Below are 22,236 nucleotides of genomic sequence, written 5' to 3'. Positions count from 1 at the left end.
GTGCACCCCTCCCCGCGCCCCGTGGATGCCCGCCTGCGCGCCGCCGTGCTCGCCGTCGCCGGGGTGGCCGTGCTGTGCCTCGTCGCCGCGATGACGCTGCTCGGCGTACCGAGCCCCGGCGCGGCCCACGCGGCCGAGGCGGGGGAGACAGCCACGAGCGGCGCGACCACGGGCACCACGTCGGCGCCCCCGACGACGACGTCGACCCCGTCGACCCCGGCGACGACGACCCCGACCGGCGCACCCACGACCGCTCCGACGACGGCCCCGACCACCGCGCCCACGACCGCGCCCACCACGGGACCGACCGCTGAGCCGACCGCTGAGCCGACCGCTGAGCCGACCGCTGAGCCGACCGACGGGCCCGTGGCGATCGAGGACGCCGTGCTGCGCTGGGGCATCAACGACGAGTCCGGCAACGCGGCGCACGCGCCGGGCACCTACAACTTCTTCTCCGCCGGCAGCGTCGACCACCCCGGCGGCGGCCGGCAGCTCAGCCAGTCGGCGTGGCGGCAGAGCGCCGGCGACGTCGCGGTCGAGAAGTGGAACGGCTCGAGCTGGCAGCCCGCGACCTGGGCCGGTCTCCGCACGGACAGCTCCGGCGCCACCCTGCGCTCGCCGACCGCGGGCGTGTTCAGCAACCACCAGCTCGTGCTCTCCGGCGGTGTCGGAGAGGTCGACCGCGAGGCGGGCACCGCCACGATCCGGTGGGAGGGCGAGTTCACGGTCCTCTACTACTCCGGCATGTCGTTGTTCCACGTCATCGACCCCGTGCTCACCGTCACCGACGGGAGGGGCACGCTGACGGCCTCGGTCGGCGGCTACGCGTCGTCGATCGACGACCCGGGCAGCGCCGTCCCGGTCGCGCCCCGGCGGGCCACGCTGGCCGACCTGCCGTCGGTCGACCTCGCCGCCGTCGACGGGTTCACCGCCATCCCGGCGTACCGCGGGGTGCGCGTCACCACGTCCGGCACGCCCCAGGACCTCTCCGACGCCGCGGTCGCCGGCGCCTTCCCGCAGGACCTCGTGGACGTCATGGAGACCCTCGGGACCGGCTCGTACTGGTACTCCTCGGGCGGCAGCACCGACCCCTACAAGGTCGCCAAGCCGCTCTCGGTCTCGTACGACGCCTCCCGGCCGGTCACCGCGCCCACACCGACGCCCCCGCCGACCCAGGTCGCGACGCCGGGCCCGCAGAACACCGCCCTCGCCCCGCCGACCCGCTCCACGGGCGGCGCCGCGACCGGCGGGGGGAGCGGACCACGCACCGCCCGCGGGCCCGTGGCGGTCGCGCCACCGGCCGTGGCCCCCACGGGCGCGGCCGTCCTCGCGGCCGACGGCACGCTGCCGTTCGCGCACGACCTGCGCTCCGTCTCCGCGCTGCTCGGCGACGACGCGTCCGCCGGGCCGGTCTCCTCCACGAGCGTCCTGTGGTGGGTCGGCGGCGGCCTGCTGCTCGCCGCCGCCGCGCTCCTCGCCGTACCCACGGCCCCCCGTCACCCGTCACCCCGCCGGTCGGGCGGATCAGTCCCGGTCTGACGCGTCCGCGTCCGACCCCCGAGAAAGGAACCACCCCATGTCCACCCTCACCCGAGCGGGCGCCCGTCGCGGCGCCCGTGCCACCGCGGTCGTCGCCGCCGCGGCGCTCGTCAGCACGCCGCTGGCGCTGACGTCGTCGCCCGCGACCGCGGCCGACGAGCCCACCGCCGCTCCCGCCCTCGCCTGGGAGATCTCGGAGCAGTTCGACAGCCACCTCTCGACCCACACGCTCGCCGACGGGGCGACCGAGGACGCCGCCGGCGTCATCACGTTCCCGAACGGGGTCGGCACGTACGACGCCGGCACGGGCGTCTCGAGCGTCGCCTACGAGGGTTCCGTCACGGGCGCGTTCGTCAACGCCGGGAACACGTTCTACAGCGTCACGCTCAGCGACCCGGTGGTCTCCGTCGACGCCGCCGGCGACGGCACCGTCTCGGCCACCGTGTCGTCCTTCGTCTCGCCCGCGTTCGGAGGGCCCGCGACGCCACGTCCGGCCGCCGCCGTCGAGGTCACGACCTTCGACGTCGCCGACGGCGCGTGGACCACGGAGGGCGCGCTCGCGTCGCTCACCGCCACGCCCCGCTGGGACGGCGTGCTGGAGGCCGGCAGCGAGCAGGCCACGGCGCTCGGCATCACCCGCGCCGGCCAGCCGGTCGGCGGCCGCTCGTTCTCGCCCGCCTTCCTCGGCCAGCTCGAGTCCGGCGTGCGGGCGCACTTCTACGCGTCCGCGGAGAACCAGCCCAACAAGACGCCCGCCCCCCTCACCGCGCAGGCGACCCCGGCCGCGACGCCGGCGGTCACCTACCAGGTGACCGGTGCGTCGTACGCCGACGGTCTCGACCTCAGCGTGTCGGGCACGTCGTTCCGCGGCGCGACCAACCCCGGTGACAACGGGGTCTACGTCGGCCTCGCCGAGGCGGGCGAGATGCCCGACGTCTCCGACCGCGGCAACACCGAGCTCTTCGCCGGCGTCAACTGGGTGCCGGCCGCCGGCATCACCGACGGGGCGTTCAGGACCGCGATCAACGCACCGACCGAGAAGCTCGACCCGACGAAGAGCTACTCGCTCTACACGTGGCAGGCCCACACCCACTCGAACACCACGCAGGACACCGAGACCCCGGTCGAGATCGACTGGAGCGCCCTCGAGGCGCCCGTGGTCGTGGACCCGGGCCTCGGCGACGTCATCGGCTCGACCGGCCAGCGGTACGGCACCACCACCTGGATCGCGGTCAAGGTGCAGAACGTCGAGGACGGCACCCGCACGGTGACGCTCACCGGCGCCGGCACCCCGCAGACCGTCAACGTCCAGTGGGGCCAGGCCGCGTTCCGCGTGCCGGCCGGGCTGGCGGCGGGCTCCTACACCCCGCGCTTCACGCTCAACGGCACGGGTCTCGCGACCGCCCCGACGACGACGGGCGCCTTCACGGTGCTCAAGGGCGTCTCGAAGATGAATTACTCGTTCACGCGCGCCCCCAGCTCGGCCGCCCCGGGCTACGTGCTCGTCGCCCCGAGCGCCCCCAGCAGCGCGGTCCCGCGCCCGACCGGCCTCGTCGCGGCGAAGATCTACCTCAACAACCGCGTCGTCGCCACCATCACGACCAAGCAGCTGGCCAACGGCCAGGTCGTGCTCGCGGTCCCGCGCCTCGCGCCGGGTCGCTACGTGTTCCACGTCGCGTACGGCGGCTCAGCCAACCTGCTGGCCTCGCACTCGTCGCGCTACATCCAGGTGCGCTGACCGCCCGGTCACGCTCCTGCTCCACCCGCACCACCGCACGGCCCGCGACGCTCCGGCGTCGCGGGCCGTCGGCGTTCCCGTGCGTCGGGCGGCGCGTGGACGTCAGGTCCGCGCGCCGACCCCCGCCATCACGAAGCCGACGATGGTCTCGGCCTCGAGGTGGCGCGGGTTGAGGCAGGCGTGGATGAGGGGGAGCACCCCGTCGACGTCGGTCACCGTGAAGTCGCCGGACGCGACACCGTCGTCGATGATCGTGCGCAGGACAGTCTCGACGGCCACCACGTGCTCGCGGATCTCGCGCAGCGACGAGTCCGAGAGCAGCCCGTAGACCTGCGGGCCGAGCCCGAGGTGGAACTGCTCGCCCTCCGCGAGGTGGTGGCGCAGGTAGCGGCCGAGGCGCTCGGACGGCGTCGCCGCGTCGGCGAGCACCGAACCGAGCTCGTCGAGGTAGCGGTTCGTCTCGTGCGACGCGAACGCCACCACGACCGCGTCCTTGTCGGGGAAGTGGTGGTAGATCGTCGTGCGCCCGACCCCGGCGGCCGCCGCGAGCTGCGCCATCGTGATGGCGTCGAAGCTTCGCTCGCTGATGAGCTCCACGAAGGCCTCGAAGACCCGCTGACGGATCTGCTCGCGGTGCTGGCTCAGGGAGTCACCGGTGATCTTGGGCACGGGAGGGTCCTACAACCGGGGCACGACGGCGCCGAGGAGGTTGCCCATCCGGGTGGCGGCGGCACGGCCGGCCTCGATCACCTCGCTGTGGTCGAGCGGCTCGCCGCTGATGCCGGCGGCGAGGTTGGTGACGAGCGAGAGGCCCAGCACCTCCATGCCGGCCTGGCGGGCGGCGATGGCCTCGAGGGTCGTGCTCATGCCGACCAGCTGGCCGCCGATCGCGCGGACCATCCCGATCTCGGCGGGGGTCTCGTAGTGGGGGCCGGGGAACTGGACGTAGACGCCCTCGTCGAGCGTCGGCTCGACCTCGCGGCATAGCGCGCGCAGCCGGGAGGAGTAGAGGTCGGTGAGGTCGACGAACTCGGCGCCCTCGATGGGGGAGCGGCCCGTGAGGTTGATGTGGTCGGAGATCAGCACCGGGGTGCCGGGCGTCCACGACTCCTTCAGCCCGCCGCAGCCGTTGGTGAGGACGATGGTGCGGCAGCCGGCCGCGGCCGCCGTACGCACCCCGTGGACCACGGCGCGCACGCCCTTGCCCTCGTAGTAGTGGGTGCGGCTGAGGAAGACGAGGATCGACTTGTCGCCGGCGCGCACGGAGCGGATCTTGCCGGAGTGGCCGACGACGGCCGCGGCGCTGAAGCCGGGCAGGTCCGTCGTGGCGATCTCGGCGACCGTCTCGCCCAGGAGGTCGACGGCGGGCAGCCACCCGGAACCGAGCACGACGGCGACGTCGTGGCGCGGCACGCCGGTCAGCTCGGCGAGGCGGGCGGCCGCCTCGGAGGCCGCCTCGGCGGGGGTCGTGGGGTCGTGCGGGGACGTCGGCTCGGCAGGTGCGCTCACGGTGGGCACTCTAGGCCAGCGGGTGTGACCCGGGTGTCTCCCACGTCGCACCGCCCCGGCGTGCCCGCGGCCGTCCGGATGGATAGGCTGGCGGACGTGACTCACTTCGATGTCCTCGTCCTTGGTGCTGGTCCCGGTGGTTACGTCGCGGCGATCCGAGCTGCTCAGCTCGGCAAGTCCGTCGCGGTCGTGGAGGATAAGTACTGGGGAGGTGTCTGCCTCAACGTCGGGTGCATCCCCTCGAAGGCACTGCTCAAGAACGCCGAGCTCGCCCACACGCTCACGCACGACAAGAAGAAGTTCGGCATCGAGGGCGACGCCACGATGTCCTACGGACCCACCCACGCGCGCAGCCGCCAGGTCTCGGCCGGCATCGTCAAGGGCGTCCACTTCCTCATGAAGAAGAACAAGATCACCGAGATCGACGGCTGGGGCACGCTGACCGGTCCGAAGGCGCTCGACATCAAGGACAAGGACGGCAACGTCACGTCCTACACGACCGACAACCTGATCATCGCGACCGGTGCGAAGGTCCGCACCGTGCCCGGCGTCGAGATCAGCGAGAACGTCGTCACCTACGAGGAGCAGATCCTCGACGAGAACCTGCCGTCCTCGATCATCATCGGCGGCTCCGGCGCGATCGGCGTCGAGTTCGCCTACGTGATGAAGAACTTCGGCGTCGACGTCACGATCGTCGAGTTCCTCGACCGCATCGTGCCGACCGAGGACGCGGACGTCTCGAAGGAGCTGCTCAAGCACTACAAGAAGCTCGGCATCACGATCCTCACCTCGACCGCGGTCAAGGGCGTCGAGGACACGGGCTCGGGCGTCAAGGTCACCGTCGCCCCCGCCGGCGGTGGCGAGGAGAAGGTGCTCGAGGCCGACAAGATGCTGGCCGCCTTCGGCTTCGCGCCCCGCACCGACGGCTACGGCCTCGAGGCCACCGGCGTCGAGCTCACCGACCGCGGCGCGATCGCGATCGACGAGTACGGCCGCACCAACGTCGACGGTGTGTTCGCCATCGGCGACGTCACCGGCAAGATGATGCTGGCCCACGTTGCCGAGGCCATGGGCATCGTCGCCGCCGAGGTCATCGCCGGCGAGGAGACCATGCCGGTCGAGTACGACTTCGTGCCGCGCGCCACCTACTGCCACCCGCAGATCGGCTCCTTCGGCTACTCGGAGCAGCAGGCGAAGGACAAGGGGTACGACGTGAAGACGTCGACGTTCCCGTTCAGCGCGAACGGCAAGGCCCAGGGCCTCGGCGAGGCCGTCGGCTTCGTGAAGGTCGTCGCCGACGCCGAGCACAACGAGATCCTCGGTGCCCACATGATCGGGCCCGACGTGACCGAGCTGCTCCCCGTGCTGACGCTGGCGCAGAAGTGGGACCTCACGGCCGACGAGATCGGTCGCAACGTCTTCGCGCACCCCACCCTCACCGAGTCGGTCAAGGAAGCCATCCACGGCATCTCCGGTCACATGATCAACTTCTGATCCACCCACGCGGTCGCCCCGGACGTCGGTCCCGGGGCGACCGTCGTACTTCTCCGCACGGCCGGCGTGAACCAGAGGGAGTCGCATGAACCGGGTCGTCATCGTCGGTGGAGGGCCGGGCGGCTACGAGTCGGCGCTGGTCGCGGCGCAGGCCGGGGCCGAGGTCACCGTGGTCGACACCGACGGGCTCGGCGGGTCGGCGGTGCTGACCGACTGCGTGCCCAGCAAGACGCTCATCGCCACCAGCGAGCTGATGATCGAGCTGTCCGGCTCGTCCGAGCTGGGCGTGAACTTCCAGGACACCGAGGGCGACGCCGCGACGTCGATCCGGGTCGACCTCAGCCGGGTCAACCAGCGGGTCAAGCAGCTCGCGACCGACCAGTCGGCCGACATCCTGCGCCGCCTCGAGCGCGAGGACGTGCGGATCGTGCGCGGCCGCGGCCGGCTCGAGGGCCCGCAGCGCGTCGTCGCCACCCTCGACGACGGCAGCGAGGAGCGGTTCGACGCCGACGCCGTGCTCATCGCGACGGGCGCGGCCCCGCGCACGCTGCCCAGCGCGGTGCCCGACGGGGAGCGCATCCTCACCTGGGAGCAGGTCTACGACATCACCGAGGTGCCCGAGAAGCTCGTCGTCGTCGGGTCCGGCGTCACGGGCGCCGAGTTCGCCTCGGCCTACCTCTCGCTCGGCATCGACGTCACGCTGGTCTCGTCGCGCGACCGGGTGCTGCCCGGTGAGGACGCGGACGCGGCGGGCGTGCTCGAGGAGGTGCTGAAGCGCCGCGGCATGAAGGTGCTCTCGCGCTCGCGCATGGAGTCGGTGACCCGCTCCGGCGACGTCGTCACCGTGCGGCTCACCGACGGCACCGAGGTCGAGGCCTCCCACTGCATCCTGGCGCTCGGGTCGGTGCCCAACACGTCCGACCTCGGTCTCGACGAGGCGGGCGTGCGGCTCAAGGACGGCGGGTTCGTGGGCGTCGACCGCGTCTCGCGCACGACGGCGCGCGGCGTCTACGCGGCCGGCGACTGCACGGGCGTGCTGATGCTCGCCTCGGTCGCCGCCATGCAGGGCCGCATCGCGATGCAGCACCACCTCGGCGACGCCGTGCTGCCGCTGGACCTGAAGAAGGTCTCGTCGAACGTCTTCACCTCGCCCGAGATCGCCACGGTCGGCTGGACCCAGCAGGCCGTCGACGCCGGCGAGATCCAGGCCGAGGTCGTCATGCTGCCGTTGTCGGGCAACCCCCGCGCGAAGATGCAGGGCGTGCGGGACGGCTTCGTGAAGCTCGTGTGCCGCCCCGGCACCGGCATCATCGTCGGCGGCGTCGTCGTGGGTCCGCGGGCCTCCGAGCTCATCCACCCCGTGGCCGTGGCCGTCGGGGAGTCGCTCACGGCCGACCAGCTGGCCGGCGTCTTCACCGTCTACCCGTCGATGACGGGCTCCATCGCCGAGGCGGCGCGCCGCCTGCACCGGGTCTGACGCCGTGACGGTCGGCGGCGGGGCACGGTCCAGCGGCACCGCCGTCGTCGTCGGCAGCGGCCCGAACGGGCTCGCGGGCGCGATCACCCTCGCCCGCGCGGGCCTGCGGGTGACGGTCGTCGAGGCGGCCGACCAGGTCGGCGGTGGCCTCCGCTCGGCCGAGTCGACGCTCCCGGGCCTCGTGCACGACCACTGCGCGGGCTTCCACCCGCTCGCCGTCGACAACGTCTTCAGCCGCACGGTCGACCTGGCCGCGCGCGGCGTCGAGTGGCTGCGCGCGCCGTACGAGATGTCCCACCCCCTGCTCGGCGGCCGCGGTGCCGTCGTCTCCGGGACGGTGGCCGAGACCGCGGCCGGGCTGGGCGACGACGCTGCCGCCTGGACGCGGTTGTTCGGGCGGGTCGCCGACCGGATGCCGACGACGCTCGACGAGTTCGGGCAGCCCGTCCTGCACCTGCCGCGGCACCCCGTCGACCTGGCGCTGTTCGGCCTGCGCGCCGCGCCGCCCGCCGACGTCGTCGCCCGCACCTTCCGCCGCCCCGAGACCCGGGCGCTGTGGCTCGGCATCACCGCCCACGGCTTCCGTCCGCCGTCGGCGCCGTTCACCTCCGCCGTCGGCATCGCGCTCGGTGCGGCGGCGCAGCAGGTGGGCTGGCCGGTCGTCCGCGGCGGCTCCCAGGTGCTGGCCGACGCCCTGGTGGCCGAGCTGGCGTCGTACGGCGGCAGCGTCGAGACCGGACGGCGGGTCACCGACCTCGGCGAGCTCGGTGGTGCCGACGTCGTGCTGCTCGACACCTCGCCCCGCGACGCGGGCCGCATCCTCGGGGACCGCCTCGCGCCGCGGCTGCGCGACCGGTACGCCGAGTGGCGTCACGGCGTGGGCGCCTACCAGCTCGCGCTCGCCGTCGACGGGGGAGTGCCGTGGACGCACGAGCCGTCGCGGTCGGCCGCGGTGGTGCACGTCGGCGGCGAGGCGGGTCCGCTCGCCGCGGCCGCACGCGACGTACGGCGCGGGCGTGTGCCCGCGCACCCCTTCGTGCTCGTCGGGCAGCAGGCGATGGCCGACCCCGCGCGCGGACGCGGCACCGTGGTGCCGGTCGACGCCTACGCCCACGTGCCGGTCGGCTGCGAGGAGGACCTCACCGACCGGGTGCTCGACGAGCTGGAGCGCTACGCGCCCGGCCTGCGCGAGCGGATCGTGGCGATGACGGTGCGCCCGCCGGCCGAGGTGGAGCGCCAGGGCATCAACTACGTCGGCGGCGACATCTCGACCGGGGCGACCTTCCTCGACCAGCTGCTGCTCGGCCCGCGGCCCGGTCGCTCGCCGTACCCGACCGGGGTGCCGGGGGTCTACCTCTGCTCCTCGGCGACCGCGCCCGGCCCCGGGGCGCACGGCCTCTGCGGGTACGGCGCCGCGAGCGCCGCCCTGCGTGACCTCGCCGACTGACGGTCGACGAACTACCGCTCTGTAGTTCACGCGAACCCGTGGCGCCGCTCCCAGGGGTGTGATGCGATCACGTTCTGCACCATCTCCACCACCCATCACTCTCGTCACAGGAGTCACCTGCGTGCGTGCCCGGCCCTCTCGGATCCTCACCGCCCTGCTCGGCGCACTCGTCCTGGTGCTCGCCACCTCGGGCAGCCCGGCCAGCGCCGTCAAGGTGAGCCAGCACTGGCTCGTGCCGGCGTCGGCGACCATCGCCATCGACGGTCACGGCTTCGGCCACGGCACCGGCATGTCGCAGTACGGCGCGTACGGCGCGGCCCGCCAGGGCCTGCGCTACAGCCAGATCCTGTCGTTCTACTACCCGGGTGCCGCCGCCGGCACGGCCGACGGCGCCGTCACCGTGCGCATCACCGCGGACACGCGCGGCGACGTGCTCGTCAGCTACCGCGGTGGCCTGGTGGTCTCGGAGCGCGCGACCGGTCGCCGTCTCGCGCTGCCCGCGGGGCTGTCGGGCACGTGGCGCCTCAGCGCCGGCGGTGCCGACACGACGATCATCAGCTACGCCTCGGGCGGCGTCTGGCGCTACTGGAACCGGGTGCAGGGCGAGGGCGAGTTCTACGCGAGCGGTGGCGTCATGACGCTGCTGCTCAACGGTGGTCGCTCCTCGGCCCAGTACCGCGGCACGCTGCGGGCGGCCATCCCCGCGCCCGGCGTCATGCGCCGCGAGACGGTCAACGCCGTGACGATGGAGCACTACCTCCGCGGGGTCGTCCCGCTCGAGATGCCGTCGTCGTGGTCGCCGGCCGCCGTGCAGGCGCAGTCGGTCGCGGCCCGCACCTACGCCGCCCACCAGCGCAGCGAGCCCAAGGCCTCGCACTACCAGATCTGCGACACGACCACCTGCCAGGTGTACGGCGGCTACTCCGCCGAGACGGCGGCGTCCAACGCGGCGATCGACGCGACCCGCGGCGTGATCCTCACGCACCAGGGCCGCCCGGCGTTCACGCAGTTCTCCTCGAGCAACGGCGGCTGGACCAACGCGGGCTCCGCGCCGTACCTGACCGCGCGCCAGGACCCGTACGACGGCTGGTCGGGCAACACCAACCACACCTGGCTGGTGCGGATCACCGACGTCACGATCGAGCGGGCCTGGCCCGAGCTCGGCAACCTCACCGGCATCTCGGTCACCGACCGCACCGGCAACGGCGACTGGAGCGGGCGCGCCAACACGGTGATCTTCACCGGGTCGGCGGGCCGCGTGACGGTGACCGGCGCCCAGGTGCGCACCAAGCTCGGCCTGAAGTCCACCTGGTTCACGTTCCGGGTCGCCCCGCGCGGCTGACCGCCTCAGGCCGGGCGTTCCCCGGCCCGGGCCAGCAGCCGCCGGGCGCGCAGTGCGACGGGGGTGTCGATCATCCGTCCCTCGAGCTGGACGGCGCTCGTGCCCGCCGCCTCGGCCGCGTCGAGCGCGGCGACGACGGCCCGGGCGTGCTCGACCTCCGCCGTCGTCGGCGCGAACGCGTGACGGACCACCGGCACCTGCGCCGGGTGGATGCACAGCGAGCCGAGGTAGCCGAACGCCCGGGCCTGCTGCGCCTCGCGCTCGAGGGCGGGGAGGTCGCGGAAGTTCGCCAGGCCGCCCATGAGGCCGTAGGGCACGAGCCCGTGGGCCCGCGCCGCGCAGAGCAGGAGACCGTGCGCCCACCGGATGTCGAAGTCGGGCGAGGAGGGGTCGATCTCGAGCTCCACCGCGAGGTCCTCGGTGCCGAGCATCATCGCCACGGTCCGGGTGCCGGCCGCCGCGATCGCGGCGACCTCGAGGAGCCCGCGCGGGGTCTCGACCAGCAGCTGCACCTCGGTGGTGCCGGGCGCTGCCCCGGCGGCGGCCTCGGCCGCGTCGAGGAGGTGCTCGACCTCCGTCACCCGGGCGGCCGACTCCACCTTGGGCACCAGCACGCCGTCGGCCCCCGCGTCGACGGCGGCGTCGACGTCGGCGGCGAGCTCGTCGTCGGAGTTCACCCGCACGAGCACGTGCAGGTCGCCGCGGGCGGCCCGCAGGGCGGTCACCGTGGTCGCGAGACCCGATCGGGCCGCCGCTCGCGCGGTCACGGGCACGCTGTCCTCGAGGTCGAGGATCACGGCGTCGGCCCCGGACGTGGCGGCCCTGGCGGCGCGCTCCGGCCGGTTGGCGGGCAGGAACAGCTGCGCGCGGCGCCGCAGGGCCGCCTCGACGCCGGTGGTCACATCGCCTCCTGGGGGTGGGCGGCGGCGTGCGCGGGCCCGTCGGTGACCCGGGCGGCGCGCAGGGCGGCGAGCTCGTCGTCGCCGAGGCCCAGGTCGGCGGCCAGCACCTCGTCGGTGTCGGCGCCGACCGCGGCCGGCCCGGTGCGGCCGATCCGCACGTCGGCGTCCTGGAACTTCGGGAACACGCCGGTCATCGCCAGCGGGCCGAGGTCGGCGTCCTCCACCGTCGCGATCGAGCCGCGGTGCCGCACCTGCGGGTTGTCCATCATCGTGGCGACCGACTCCAGGGGACCGACCGCGCACCCGCCCGCCGTGAGCGTCGCGAGGGCGTCGTCGCGGTCCCGCTCGCCGCACCAGGCCGAGATGAGCCCGTCGAGCACCTCGACGTTCGCCCGGCGCTCGACGTTCGTGGTGAAGCGCGGGTCGGCGACGAGCTCGTCGCCGCCCACGGTGCGGAGCACGTTGACCGCCATGGCCTGGGTGCTCCCCGAGAGCGCGATCCAGCGTCCGTCGCGGCACTCGTAGCTGCCGCGCGGGGCGGCGGGGCCGTACCGGTTGCCGGTGCGGCCGTGCTCGGTGCCGAGCTGGTCGTACTCGAGCACGTTGATCTCGACGAGCTTCAGCGCGGCCTCGTAGATGGCGAGGTCGATCGTGTCGCCGGTGCCCGTGGTGTGCCGCCGCTGCAGGGCGGCCAGCACGGCCGTGGCCCCGAGGCTGCCCGCCATGATGTCGGCGAGCGGGTACGCCGGCAGCAGCGGCGGCCGGTCCTCGAAGCCGGAGACGGCGGCGAGACCGGCGAGGGCCTCGGCCAGGGTGCCGAAGCCGGGCTGCTCGCGGTAGGGGCCGTCCTGGCCGTAGGCCGTCACCCGCAGCACGACCAGGCGCGGGTTGACGGCACGCAGGTCCGCCGGGGCCAGGCCCCACCGCTCGAGGGTGCCCGGGCGGAAGTTCTCGACGAGCACGTCGAACTGCTCGATCCAGCGGAGCAGGACCGCCTTGCCGTCGGGGTGGCGCAGGTCGAGCGAGACGCTCTTCTTCCCGCGGCTCAGCGCCTTCCAGTAGAGGCCGAGGCCGTCCTTCTGGGCGCCGAAGCGACGGACGTGGTCACCGGCGCCCGGCATCTCGACCTTGACCACGTCGGCGCCGTAGTCGGCGAGCTGGGTGGCGGTCAGCGGGGCCGCGATCATCGTGGACAGGTCGAGCACGCGGATGCCGGCCAGGGGGGCCGTGGAGGGTGCGGTCATCGGGGGTCAGCTCCTCTCGGTACGGCGCGGGGGCCGCGGGGGACGGGGACGAAGCGGGGGGACGGGCCGGTCACCGGGACACGGCCGTGATGCCGGGCCAGGCGTCGTCGGCCGCCAGGGCGGCGACGGCGTCGACGACGGCGTCGCGCGCGGCCAGCACCGCGACGCGCGGCTCGTAGAACCGGGTGGCCATGCAGACCGCCACCGTCCGGCGGACCTCCGGGGCGGTGAGCGGACGCAGGGCCAGGGGCGGGCCGGCGTACGTGCCGACGGCCGAGCGGGGGAGCACCGCGCTCGCGAGGCCGCTCTGCGCGATGCGCACCATGGCGGCGAGCGACTCGACGTCGGCGATGACGTCGGGCACGAGCCCGACCTCCGCGAAGGCCCGCTCGACGAGGTCCCGCAGGTTGCTGCGGGCACCCGGTGCGACGAGCTGACGACCCGCCAGGTCGGCGACGGCGACGGGGCCCTCGGAGGCGTCGACGGCCGTCGACGTGGCGAGGAAGAGCTGCTCCTCGTAGAGCGGGGTCTCGCCGGGCCGGGCGCCGGCGTCGTCGCGGAAGAGCACGGCGAGGTCGAGGCGCCCGCGCTCGAGCAGCTCCTCGACGTACCCGCTCATCGACTCGAACAGCTCGAGGCGGATGCCGGGGTGGCGTTCGCGCAGCAGCGGCACCAGGGCCGGCACCAGGGTGCCGGCCACCGTCGCGGGGAGGCCGATCGACACCGACCCGCGGATGTCCTTGCCGAGCACGTCGAGCGACTCGGTGAGCCGGTCGAACTGCCGCACCACCTGCTGGGCCCCGCGGTAGAGCTCGAGCCCGACGGGGGTGGCGTCGACGCCCCCGGGGCCGCGCTCGAGGAGCCGCTTGCCGACCTCGGCCTCGAGCTGCTTCATGCGCTGGCTCATCGCGGGCTGGGAGACGCCCGCGAGCCGGGCCGCTGCGGCCAGGCTCCCGGCGTCCACCACGAGGATGAACGCCCGCAGCTGCGCGAGGTCGATGTGGGGCCCGTCCGGGGCCCGGGCGGGTCCGCTCACGCGGGCACCAGCAGCCCGAGCACGATGATGATCGGCAGCGACACGACCGACGCCAGGGCCGTCACGAACGTGAGCGCCTTCAGCGCCCCCTTCGTCGAGATGCCGAGCAGGCTCTGGAACATCCAGAAGAAGTTGCTGTTCACCTGCAGCGCGAACAGCGCACCGGCGCCGATGGCCAGACCGACGACGACGGGGGCGACGTCGAGGCTGCCGAGCACCGGGGTGATGATGCCGGCCGCCGCGATGGCCGCCACCGAGATCGAGCCGATCGCGAAGTGCAGCAGGGCCGCGATGAACCACGCCAGCAGCACCGTGACGACCACGGGGGCGCCCGCCTCGGCGGAGAACAGGTCGCCGAGCACGTCGGCGAGGTCGGTGGCCCCGATGACCGCGCCGAGCGAGCCGCCGACGCCGGTGATGAGGAGGATCTGGCCGGTCGTGTTGAGCCCGCGCGAGATCGCCTCGTCGGTGCTGTCACGGCCCAGCGACGTGCGGGAGAGCAGGTAGGCGCCGACGAGGCCGACGAAGAGCGCGAAGACGGCGTTGCCGACGAAGGCGGTGACCGCGTTGGCGAAGCCCGCGGCCTCCGCGATGGCCCCGAACGCGATCATCACGAGCGGCACCAGGATCGGCAGGAGCGTGACCACGAGCGGCGGGGTCGACTCGGGTGGGCCCGACTCCTCGGCCGCCTCCTCCGTCGCGCGCAGGGCCTCGGTCTCGTGCTCGTCGGTCTCCGGCTTCCAGAACCCGGCGCGCAGGATGAGCGCGAACAGGAACGTGGTGAGGACGGCCGTGAGCGGTCCGACGACCAGGCCGAAGACCAGCATGGTGCCGAGCGGGATGTCGAGCAGGCCGGCGATCGAGAGCGTGCCGAGGCCGGGGATGACGAAGACGTAGCCGACGAGGATGCCGGTCGTGAGCGACCCGGCCAGGAGCGGCAGGCCGTGCCTGCCGACGGCGGGCGCCGCCGAGCGGGCCAGGGGAGAGGCGAGCACGAGCTGCACGTCGACGTAGATCGACGGGAAGAGGGTGGTGAGGGCGGCGCTCATCGCGTACGGCAGCCGGCGGGCGCCCAGCAGGCGCAGCAGCAACCGGACGAGCCCCTGGAGCGCGCCGAGGGCGTGCATCAGGGCCCCGATGAGCACGCCGAAGCCGACGAGCAGGCCCACCTCCGCCATGATCTCGCCGAACCCGCCGGCGATCGCCTCCACGGTGCCGTTGAGGCCGACGCCGGAGCTCAGGCCCAGGTAGAGCGAGCCCGCCACCAGGGCGATCACGGGCTCCACCCGGAGCCAGATGATCAGCAGCAGCACGGCCGCGATCGCGATGCACGCGTTCAGGATGACCACGGGTTCTCCTCGTCGTTGAGGTGACGCCCGCCACGTGGCGGGCGTCACGACGGACGAGTCGACCACGTCCGTGTCGGCCGCGGTAGAGGGCTCGACGCGAGGAGGGTCTAAGCGCAGCTTGGGTCTCGTTCCCCCGGCGGGTGCCCGGCGGGGCGGCCGGGGAACCACCGGTGCGACGCTCAGTCGAGCACGGCCACCAGGTCGCCGCCCTCGACGGCGCGGGTGCCGCTGATGGCGAGGCGGGAGACGGTGCCGGCCTTCGGGGCGGTGATGGAGGCCTCCATCTTCATGGCCTCGATGGTCGCGACGACGGCGCCGGCCTCGACCTGGTCCCCCTCGGCCACCGTGACCGTGACGACGCCCTGGAACGGGGCGGCGACGTGCCCGGGGTTGGCCGTGTCGGCCTTCTCGGCGGCCTGGACGTCCGAGGCGACCGAGGTGTCGCGGACGCTGACGGGGCGCATCTGGCCGTTGATGGTGCACAGCACCGACCGGAAACCGCGCTCGTCGGGCTCGCTGATGGCGTCGAGGCCGAGGATCAGGCGCTTGCCCTCGGAGAGGTCGACGACGTGCTCCTCGCCGTGCCGCAGCCCGTAGAGGTAGTCGATGGTCGAGAGGCGGGAGACGTCGCCGTACGCCTCGCGGGCGGCCAGGAAGTCCTTCGTCGGTCCGGGGAACAGCAGCTCGTTGAGCGTGGCGCGCGGGTGCGCGGCGAGACCGGCGCGCTGCTCGTCGGTGAGCTCCTCGGCCGGCTTCTTCCACGTGCGGCCCTCGAGGGCCTTGGTGCGGAAGGGCTCGGGCCAGCCGCCGGGCGGGTCGCCGAGCTCGCCGTTGAGGAAGCCGATGACGGAGTCGGGGATGTCGTAGTTGCCGGGGTTCTCGGCGAAGTCGGCCGGGTCCGCGCCGGCGCCGACGAGGGCGAGGGCGAGGTCGCCGACGACCTTCGAGCTCGGGGTCACCTTCACGACGTTGCCGAGGATGTCGTTCGCGGCGGCGTACATGTCCTCGATCTGCTCGAACTTCTCGCCGAGGCCCAGCGCCGTGGCCTGCTGGCGCAGGTTGGAGAGCTGGCCGCCGGGGATCTCGTGGCGGTAGACGCGGCCGGTGGGGGAGGCGAGGCCGGACTCGAACGGAGCGTAGACGCGGCGCACGGCCTCCCAGTAGGGCTCGAGCGCGCCGACGGCGGCGATGTCGAGGCCGGTCTCGCGGGGCGAGTGGTCGGTCGCGGCGACGAGCGCGGTGAGCGAGGGCTGCGACGTGGTGCCGGCCATGGAGGCGGTGGCCGCGTCGACCGCGTCGACGCCCGCGTCGATCGCGGCGAGGAGCGTCGCGAGCTGGCCGCCGGGGGTGTCGTGGGTGTGCAGGTGCACCGGCAGGTCGAAGCGCTCGCGCAGGGCGGTGACCAGGGTGCGGGCCGCGGGGGCGCGGAGCAGGCCGGCCATGTCCTTGATCGCGAGCACGTGGGCACCGGCGTCGACGATCTTCTCGGCCAGGCGCAGGTAGTAGTCGAGCGTGTAGAGCTTCTCGCCCGGGTTCGAGAGGTCACCGGTGTAGCACAGCGCCACCTCGGCGACGGTCGTGCCGGTGCCGCGCACGGCCTCGATCGCGGGACGCATCTGCTCGACGTCGTTGAGCGCGTCGAAGATCCGGAACACGTCGAGCCCCGTCGCCGCGGCCTCCTCGACGAACGCGGTGGTCACGTCGGTCGGGTACGGCGTGTAGCCGACCGTGTTGCGCCCGCGCAGCAGCATCTGGAGCTGGATGTTCGGCACGGCCTGGCGCAGCGCGGCGAGGCGCTCCCACGGGTCCTCGGAGAGGAAGCGCAGCGCGACGTCGTACGTCGCCCCGCCCCACGCCTCGACCGACCACAGCTGCGGGGTGGTGCGCGCGACGTGACCGGCGACGGCGAGCAGGTCGCGGGTGCGCACGCGGGTGGCGAGCAGCGACTGGTGCGCGTCGCGGAACGTCGTGTCGGTGACCGCGACCTGGTTCTGCGCGCGCAGGCGGCGGGCGAACTCCTCGGGGCCGACCTCGAGGAGCAGCTGGCGGCTGCCATCGGGGGCGGGCACGGTCAGGTCGAGCTCGGGGAGCTTGGTGACCGGGTCGAGCGAGACCGGTGCCTCGCCGTGCGGCTTGTTGACGGTGACGTCGGCCAGGTAGTGCAGCAGCCGTGTGCCGCGGTCGTTCGACGGACGCGCGGTGAGCAGCTCGGGGTGCGTCTCGATGAAGCTGGTCGTGATGTGGCCGCTCGTGAAGTCGGGGTCGGCCAGCACGCCCTGGAGGAACGAGATGTTCGTGGAGACGCCACGGATGCGGAACTCCGCGACCGCGCGCTGCGCCTTCTCGACGGCCTTCTCGAACGTGCGGCCGCGGCACGTGAGCTTGGCGAGCATCGAGTCGAAGTGGGGGCTGATCTCGGCGCCGGCGTACGTCGTGCCGCCGTCGATGCGCACGCCCGGGCCGCCGGGGGTGCGGTACGTCGTGATCTTGCCGGTGTCGGGCCGGAACCCGTTCGCCGGGTCCTCGGTCGTGATGCGGCACTGCAGGGCCGCGCCGCGCAGCGTGATCGAGTCCTGGGTCAGGCCCAGGTCGTCGAGGGTCTCGCCGGAGGCGATGCGCAGCTGGGACTGCACGAGGTCGACGTCGGTGACCTCCTCGGTCACCGTGTGCTCGACCTGGATGCGGGGGTTCATCTCGATGAAGACGTAGTTGCCGGCCGGGTCGAGGAGGAACTCCACGGTGCCCGCGTTGCGGTAGCCGATCTCGCGCGCGAACCGCACTGCGTCGGCGCACATCCGCTCGCGGATCGCGGGGTCGAGGTTCGGGGCCGGGGCGATCTCGACGACCTTCTGGTGGCGGCGCTGCACCGAGCAGTCGCGCTCGAAGAGGTGGATCACGTTGCCGGCGCCGTCGGCGAGGATCTGCACCTCGATGTGGCGCGGCTCGACCACGGCCTGCTCGACGAAGACGGTCGGGTCGCCGAACGCGGCCTCGCCCTCGCGCATGCAGGTCTCGACGGCCTCGCGCAGCTTGGCCGGGTCGTCGACGCGGCGCATGCCGCGACCGCCGCCGCCGGCGACGGCCTTCACGAACAGCGGGAACGGGATCTCGCTCGCGGCCTCGACGAGGGCGTCGACGTCGGTCGAGGGCTCGACGCTGCGCAGGGTCGGTACGCCGGCCGCCTTCGCCGCCGCGATCGCGCGCGCCTTGTTGCCGGTCAGCTCGAGCACGTCGGAGGTGGGCCCGACGAAGGTGATGCCGGCGTTGGCGCAGGCCTCGGCCAGGGCGGGGTTCTCGGAGAGGAAGCCGTAGCCCGGGTAGATGGCGTCGGCACCCGCCCGGACGGCGACGTCGACGATGAGCTGGGCGTCGAGGTAGTTGCGCACGGGGTGGCCAGGCTCGCCGATCTCGTAGGCCTCGTCGGCCTTCAGCCGGTGCTCGGACCAGCGGTCCTCGTGGGGGAAGACGGCGACCGTCTTGGCGTCCAGCTCGTACGCCGCACGGAACGCCCGGATCGCGATCTCACCGCGGTTGGCCACCAGCACCTTGGAGAACATGGGAGGAGGTTATCGAGGGTTGTGTTGCGTGCGCGTCACGCGCCTCGATTTCGGAACGCCGGGTCCGGGCGGCGTCTCGGCGGCGGGGTCTCAGCGGTGGGACCGGCCGCCCCCCTTCGTCGCGCGCTGCGCCGCTCGGTCCTTCGTGCCCGGCTTCGTCGTGCCCGGCTTCTTCGTGCCCGGCTTCTTCGCCCGCGCGACCGGTCGTTGCTCGAACGGCCGGTTGAGGAAGCGGCGCCCTGTCGACACGCGCGCGAGGCCGATGACGATCCAGAGGCCGAGCAGGACCGGCGACGCGTAGAGCAGCCCCGCGAAGAACCCGCCGACGGGGCCGCCGTAGTAGTCGCTGCGCTCCCACGGCTCGAGCGGGTCCGGCGGCAGGGCCCTGAGCCACTCGGTCAGGGTGGTCGCGACGTCGCCGAGGAACGACGGTCCCTCGACCGACGTGTAGGTCTCCTCGTCCCGCCCGAGCCGGTAGCCCTCGGAGGTCTCCACGGTGCTGTAGTCCGAGTCCTCCCACAGCACGAGCAGGGCGGGCTCGGGCAGGGCCTCGGCGATCGTGCGGGCCGCGTCGCTGACGAGGTGGTAGCCCGCCTCGCGGCTCGAGCGCCACACCACGACGTACACGGGCAGGTCGCGCTCGGCGATCAGTGCCTGGAGGTCCTGCTCGCCCTCCTCGCTGAGCATCTCGCGCGCGTCGTCGGTGACGTGGACGCGGTCGGCGCGCACACCCTCGATCGCCTCCGCGACCCGGTCGCCGGCGGCCAGCTCGGGGCGCGGGTCCTCGGTGTCGTCGACGCGGTCGACGGCCCACACCACGGCGCCGGCCCCGAGGGCGACGGCGACGACGAGGTGGACCAGCCGCCAGGCGAGGTCGGTCGCGAGGCTCATCGGCCGCTCCGCCGCTGTCGCAGGTCGGTCGAGACGGGCACCCAGAGGTCGTCGACCAGGGCGCCGAAGCCGGTGCGCGCCCACACGTCGTCGAGCTCGTAGTACGCGCGGCGGCGTCGGCGGCCGAACCGGCCGCCGACCAGGGTCTCGAGCGGTCGCAGGTCGGTGGTGGTCGCGCGTCGGCAGGCCGCGCAGGCCGGCACCTCGAGCTCGCCGGAGCCGACCGCGACCGTGCGGCGCGCCGTGCCCTCGCCGTGGCGCGGGTCGAAGAAGCAGGGCCGGTACGGCGACGGCGGGCGCCGTCGGCGGGAGCCACCGTCGAGGGCGCGCTCGGCCGTGCGGGTCAGCACGAGCGCGCCGACCAGGTCGGGCACGGCGGTGTCGTCGGGCGTGCCGACCGGTGTGTCGTCGAGGCGGTCGACCAGCGACCGGGCGGTGTCGTAGCTGCCGTCGACGAGCTCGCGCCGCTCGGCGTCAAGGGCGGTGCCCGAGGTCCGCTCCAGCGTCGCCGCCAGCCGCTCGAGCTCGGCGTCCACCGTGCGGCGGAGGGCGGCCGGGGTCGCCACGGCGGCGGGTACGGCGGGCACCCGGTCGGCGCGCGCAGCGGGGGACGACGTTCCGCCCGGGGCCGCGCGCCCGGCACGGACCTCCCGCGCCCGGCGTCGGGCCTCGACCCGAGCGGCGTCGGGGGCCGTCGTGCGCCAGCGGGCGACGTTGCGCAGCACCAGCCAGCTGCCGACGGCGACCGTCACGAACGCCATCGTCCCGAACGTGGCGTAGGTGCCCGCCTGGGGAGGGACGAAGTCGTCGTACGACGGCTCGGGCGGCGAGCGCCACACGACCTCCTGGCGATAGGCGTCGTACTCGGACCTCGGGATGTCGGGGCCCTGCAGGAGGACGTCGAGATCGCGGGCGGCCAGCCCGACCTCGCTGACGCCCGCGTCGCTGCCCCCGCCGGGCGCGAACTGGCTGTCGACGGTGATGAGGACGCTCGTGTCGGGGGCGTCGCCGAACCCGACGACGTCGCCGCGCATGCCGTCGGCGGTGTCCACGCGCAGCACGTACAGCGCGTCGGTCTCGGCGAGGCGGGTGTGGAGGTTGGTGGCCAGGTCGCGGAGCGGGTCGCCGACGGCCAGTCCGTCGGGGCCCCGGGCCACCACGACGTAGACCGGTACGCCCGACGCGGCCTCCAGGTCGTCGACGAGCTGGTGGAGCTCGTCGTCGGCCTGCGCGGTGTGGCCGTTGCCGAACGCCTGCGTGACGATCACGGGGTCCTGCGCCAGCGCCGTCGCCAGCTCGTCGATGGTCGGGGCGAACGGGAGTCCGTCGCTCACCGACGCCCCCCGTGGAGTCGTCGGACCAGGTCGGGGTCGAGCGCCCCGAAGCCGGTGGACGCCCAGGGCTCGCGATCGGTCTCGAAGTAGTGCTGGGGCTTCCCGCGGTGGAGCACGTCCAGGATGTCCGGGCGCCGTCCGGCGCCGAGGTCACGGCGGCAGCGGGGGCACACGGGGGCGTCGACGGAGAACGTGCCGTGCTCGAGCCGGCGGCCCTTCGTACCGGCGCCGTGGAGCGGGTTGAGGAAGCACGGCGTCGTCGGCACGAACGGCGTGCCCTTCCGCGCCGCGGCGAGGGCGGCGGAGCCCCGCTCGGCCAGCACGACGGCGCCGGTCGCGTCGAGGGGGTCGACCGTCTCGTCGGGCTCCGCGGGCAGCAGCCTGCTCGCCGCCTCGTAGTGGTCGAGCGCCGCCTGCCAGGCGGCCCCGGCCCCCGTACCCATCTCGGTCTCGTCGATCGCCTCGCCGAGCGCGAGCACGTCGGCCCGCGCGCGCCGGACGAGCTGGGCGTCCTCCGCCTGGCGGACCCGGTCGAGCACCGAGTCGGGGAGCGTGAAGGTGGTCGGACGCCGGCCCGACCCGGTCGACCGGAGGCGACGCCGGGCGAGCACCACCGCCACGACGGCCAGGCAGAGGGCGAGGACGACGCTGACGACCACCACGGGGGCGCCACCGTCGCCGTCGTCGGGGGTGGAGGAGTCGAGACCGGTGGAGAGTCCGTCCCGTCCGGCCGAGGCCGCCTCGGAGAAGGTGCCGTCCGCGAGGTGGCCCGTCAGGCCCACCAGGCCCTCGCCGAGCGGGAACGGCTCGCCCGACCCGTCGTCGGCGCCGTAGGAGAGGTAGTAGTCGCTACCGCGGAGGGCGTCGGCCTCGCCGGCGGGGCGTCCCCATTGCTGGAAAGCCAGGTCGAACTGCTCGCGGCTGGAGTGCGGCTGGTAGGGCGCCGTGCCGTCGGTGAGGGGGAGCGCGGTGTTGACGCCGATGTAGAGCCCCTCGGCGGCTTGCTTGCCGCTCTGGGCCTCGAACGCCTGGTGGATCCGCACGAGGAGGTCGTCGCCCTTGTTGTAGGGAGGACCGTCCCCGGGATCCACGAGCACGACGTAGACCCCGGACTCGCCGGGCCCCAGGCCGTCGCGGATCTCCTGGATGTTGGCCTCGACCTGCGCGACCTCGTCCGGAGTGACCCAGTCGTCGGTGAGAGGACCGACGTACACGCCGGTCTCCTGGATCGCGGCGAGGATGGTCGCCAGATCGTCGTCCACACGCACCCCCTCAGAGCACCGCTGATCCTAGGACGGTGCCGTACGCACCACGCACCCCGGTGGTCGTGCCACCGGGGTGCGAGGGGGCGTGCGGGGTGCCGGGGAGGCCCGGACC

The 22,236-nt window shown here is 73.8% G+C and carries 16 protein-coding genes and 1 pseudogene; 6 read left to right on the top strand and 11 right to left on the bottom strand.

Annotated elements, in window-relative coordinates; translation table 11 throughout:
- Positions 1 to 293: 293 nt before the first annotated feature.
- Positions 294 to 401, bottom strand: a pseudogene (locus tag K329_RS32050) (hypothetical protein); the annotation flags it as partial.
- On the opposite strand from K329_RS32050, the gene K329_RS30600 reads away from it, so the two are divergent.
- Both K329_RS30600 and K329_RS0101650 read left to right on the top strand, forming a co-directional pair.
- Positions 367 to 1,539, top strand: coding sequence for a hypothetical protein (locus K329_RS30600; RefSeq protein WP_157571512.1), 1,173 nt, complete (start codon positions 367 to 369; stop codon positions 1,537 to 1,539). The pseudogene K329_RS32050 and the gene K329_RS30600 overlap by 35 nt on opposite strands.
- Before the next feature lie 37 nt (positions 1,540 to 1,576).
- Positions 1,577 to 3,277: an HtaA domain-containing protein gene (locus K329_RS0101650; RefSeq protein WP_028471693.1), complete on the top strand. Its 1,701-nt coding sequence runs from the start codon at positions 1,577 to 1,579 to the stop codon at positions 3,275 to 3,277.
- Between the two features lie 102 nt (positions 3,278 to 3,379).
- On the opposite strand, the gene K329_RS0101645 is transcribed toward K329_RS0101650, so the two are convergent.
- Together K329_RS0101645 and K329_RS0101640 are read right to left on the bottom strand one after the other, a co-directional pair.
- A complete protein-coding gene (locus K329_RS0101645; protein ID WP_028471692.1) occupies positions 3,380 to 3,946 on the bottom strand; it encodes a TetR/AcrR family transcriptional regulator in 567 nt (188 codons plus the stop codon).
- 9 nt (positions 3,947 to 3,955) lie between these two features.
- A complete protein-coding gene (locus K329_RS0101640) occupies positions 3,956 to 4,786 on the bottom strand; it encodes a purine-nucleoside phosphorylase (protein WP_028471691.1) in 831 nt (276 codons plus the stop codon).
- A 96-nt stretch (positions 4,787 to 4,882) separates the two neighbouring features.
- Here K329_RS0101640 and lpdA point away from each other — a divergent pair, with 96 nt between their 5' ends.
- The 4 genes from lpdA to K329_RS23910 all read left to right on the top strand — a co-directional run bounded on the left by lpdA (position 4,883) and on the right by K329_RS23910 (position 10,546).
- Positions 4,883 to 6,280 (top strand): dihydrolipoyl dehydrogenase, encoded by a 1,398-nt coding sequence (gene lpdA / locus K329_RS0101635; protein WP_028471690.1) that lies wholly within the window; start codon positions 4,883 to 4,885, stop codon positions 6,278 to 6,280.
- Positions 6,281 to 6,365: 85 nt separating this feature from the next.
- The gene (locus tag K329_RS0101630) at positions 6,366 to 7,757 is read left to right on the top strand and encodes an NAD(P)H-quinone dehydrogenase (RefSeq protein WP_028471689.1); all 1,392 of its coding nucleotides are present in this window, start codon (positions 6,366 to 6,368) and stop codon (positions 7,755 to 7,757) included.
- Between the two features lie 4 nt (positions 7,758 to 7,761).
- Positions 7,762 to 9,204, top strand: a complete 1,443-nt coding sequence (locus K329_RS0101625) for a phytoene desaturase family protein (RefSeq protein WP_028471688.1) — start codon at positions 7,762 to 7,764, stop codon at positions 9,202 to 9,204.
- Positions 9,205 to 9,325: 121 nt separating this feature from the next.
- Positions 9,326 to 10,546, top strand: coding sequence for a SpoIID/LytB domain-containing protein (locus K329_RS23910; RefSeq protein ID WP_052336244.1), 1,221 nt, complete (start codon positions 9,326 to 9,328; stop codon positions 10,544 to 10,546).
- Between the two features lie 5 nt (positions 10,547 to 10,551).
- On the opposite strand, the gene K329_RS0101615 is transcribed toward K329_RS23910, so the two are convergent.
- The 8 genes from K329_RS0101615 to K329_RS0101580 form a co-directional block, all read right to left on the bottom strand.
- Positions 10,552 to 11,448 (bottom strand): HpcH/HpaI aldolase/citrate lyase family protein, encoded by an 897-nt coding sequence (locus K329_RS0101615; RefSeq protein WP_028471687.1) that lies wholly within the window; start codon positions 11,446 to 11,448, stop codon positions 10,552 to 10,554.
- Positions 11,445 to 12,692: a CaiB/BaiF CoA transferase family protein gene (locus K329_RS23905; RefSeq protein WP_052336243.1), complete on the bottom strand. Its 1,248-nt coding sequence runs from the start codon at positions 12,690 to 12,692 to the stop codon at positions 11,445 to 11,447. The genes K329_RS0101615 and K329_RS23905 overlap by 4 nt, the downstream gene beginning before the upstream one ends.
- Positions 12,693 to 12,762: 70 nt before the next feature.
- Complete coding sequence (locus K329_RS0101605; protein WP_211225708.1) at positions 12,763 to 13,728, bottom strand: LysR substrate-binding domain-containing protein; 966 nt, start codon at positions 13,726 to 13,728, stop codon at positions 12,763 to 12,765.
- Complete coding sequence (locus tag K329_RS0101600) at positions 13,725 to 15,077, bottom strand: GntP family permease (RefSeq protein WP_028471685.1); 1,353 nt, start codon at positions 15,075 to 15,077, stop codon at positions 13,725 to 13,727. The genes K329_RS0101605 and K329_RS0101600 overlap by 4 nt, the downstream gene beginning before the upstream one ends.
- A gap of 179 nt (positions 15,078 to 15,256) precedes the next feature.
- Positions 15,257 to 18,634, bottom strand: a complete 3,378-nt coding sequence (locus tag K329_RS0101595) for a pyruvate carboxylase (protein ID WP_028471684.1) — start codon at positions 18,632 to 18,634, stop codon at positions 15,257 to 15,259.
- A 90-nt stretch (positions 18,635 to 18,724) separates the two neighbouring features.
- Complete coding sequence (locus tag K329_RS0101590) at positions 18,725 to 19,525, bottom strand: hypothetical protein (protein WP_028471683.1); 801 nt, start codon at positions 19,523 to 19,525, stop codon at positions 18,725 to 18,727.
- Positions 19,522 to 20,859, bottom strand: a complete 1,338-nt coding sequence (locus K329_RS0101585; RefSeq protein WP_028471682.1) for a hypothetical protein — start codon at positions 20,857 to 20,859, stop codon at positions 19,522 to 19,524. Before K329_RS0101585 ends, K329_RS0101590 begins: the two co-directional genes overlap by 4 nt.
- Complete coding sequence (locus tag K329_RS0101580) at positions 20,856 to 22,121, bottom strand: FUSC family protein (protein WP_028471681.1); 1,266 nt, start codon at positions 22,119 to 22,121, stop codon at positions 20,856 to 20,858. Before K329_RS0101580 ends, K329_RS0101585 begins: the two co-directional genes overlap by 4 nt.
- Between the last annotated feature and the right edge of the window lie 115 nt (positions 22,122 to 22,236).

This window comes from Nocardioides alkalitolerans DSM 16699, from assembly GCF_000426525.1.
Lineage (GTDB): Bacteria > Actinomycetota > Actinomycetes > Propionibacteriales > Nocardioidaceae > Nocardioides > Nocardioides alkalitolerans.
The sequence above is the reverse complement of the archived record's forward strand: the minus strand, read 5'-3'. Positions and strand labels throughout refer to the sequence as shown.